General features: G+C 72.7%; 1 protein-coding gene and 1 pseudogene. Both read left to right on the plus strand.

Annotated elements, in window-relative coordinates; genetic code table 11:
* Window positions 1–952: 3-oxoacyl-ACP synthase III family protein (locus ACIQOV_RS41490; RefSeq protein ID WP_401056337.1), on the plus strand; the 952-nt coding region annotated here is incomplete at its 5' end.
* A gap of 114 nt (window positions 953–1066) precedes the next feature.
* Window positions 1067–1372, plus strand: a pseudogene (locus tag ACIQOV_RS41495) (ABC transporter substrate-binding protein); the annotation flags it as partial.

The raw sequence follows: 1372 nt of genomic DNA on the forward strand, positions 1-1372 counted from the left end.
CCCGTTCGCCGTCGCGGGGACCGGGGTGCACCTGCCCCCGACCGTCGTCACCAACGAGCAGCTGACCCGCTCCCTCGACACCAGCGACGCATGGATCACCAGCCGCACCGGCATCCGTGAACGCCGCCGCCTGGCCCCGGAGCTGGCCACCTCCGACATGTGCGTCGACGCCGCACACCAGGCCCTGGACGCGGCGGGCACCGCCCCCGCCCAGTTGGACGCGGTGATCGTCGCCACCTACACCTGGGACCAGCCCCTGCCCTCAACCGCGCTGATCGTCAAGGACGCCCTGGGCGCCCACCGAGCCCTGTCCCTGGACGTCACCCAGGCGGCCTGCGCATCCGGCGTCCAGGCCGTACTGATCGCCGCCCACCTCCTCCAGAACCCTTCCATCACCACCATCCTGGTCCTCGCCGCCGACTGCGCCTCCAGGATCACCGACCCCACGGACCGCACCACCGGCGTCTTCTTCGGCGACGCCGCGGCCGCCGTCGTGCTCACCCGCTCCGAGACCGCCGGCGCGGGCCTGCTCTCCTACGACCTGGGCTCCCAGCTCTCCTACGACGTCCAGGTCCCGGCCGGCGGCTCCCGGCTGCCCACCAGCACGGCCACCCTGGCCGCCGGCGCGCACTACCTGCGCATGGACGGCCGCTCCGTCTGGAACACCGCCACCACCCGCCTGCCCGAGAGCATCACCGGCGCCGCCCGGCAGGCCGGTGTGCCGCTCGACGAGATCCGGCACTTCTTCCTGCACCAGGCCAACCTGAACCTCCTCGCCGAAACCGTGAAGGCCATGGGCGTCCCTCGGGAGCGCGTCCCCGTCACCGTCGACCGGCTCGGCAACACCGGGTCGGCCGGCCTGTTCACCGCGCTCCACTCCACCGTCACCGCGGGCGGCCTGCGACCGGGCGACACCTACGTCCTGTCCGGGATCGGCGCGGGCTTCCAGTGAGGCACCCTCTGCCTCCGGCACGCCTGACCCCGATCACCGTGTCACATTCGAACACTCTTACTGCACAAGCGAGTTGACTCGCCAGTGGCAGAACTCGGTGGCACCATGACGCCCATGCCCCGTCGTACTCCGCCGCCCGTCCGGACGGCCACCGCCACCGTCCTGGCCGCCGCGGTGACCCTCGCGATGACCGGCTGCGGGGGCACGGCCCGCCCCTCGACGAGCACCCCGCTCGTCGAACACGGCACCGTCCGGATCGCCGTGTCCAGCGAGACGCCGAGCTTCGACCCGTACTCGACCTTCGGCGCCGCCCAGGCCCGCTACGCCTACGACTCGCTGGTCTCCCTCGCCCCCGACGGCACCGTGGTCCCCGGCCTGGCCACGTCCTGGCAGGCCTCCACCACCACGGCCACCTTCACC

The sequence above is a fragment of the Kitasatospora sp. NPDC091257 genome, assembly GCF_044757675.1.
Taxonomy (GTDB): domain Bacteria; phylum Actinomycetota; class Actinomycetes; order Streptomycetales; family Streptomycetaceae; genus Kitasatospora; species Kitasatospora lactacystinica.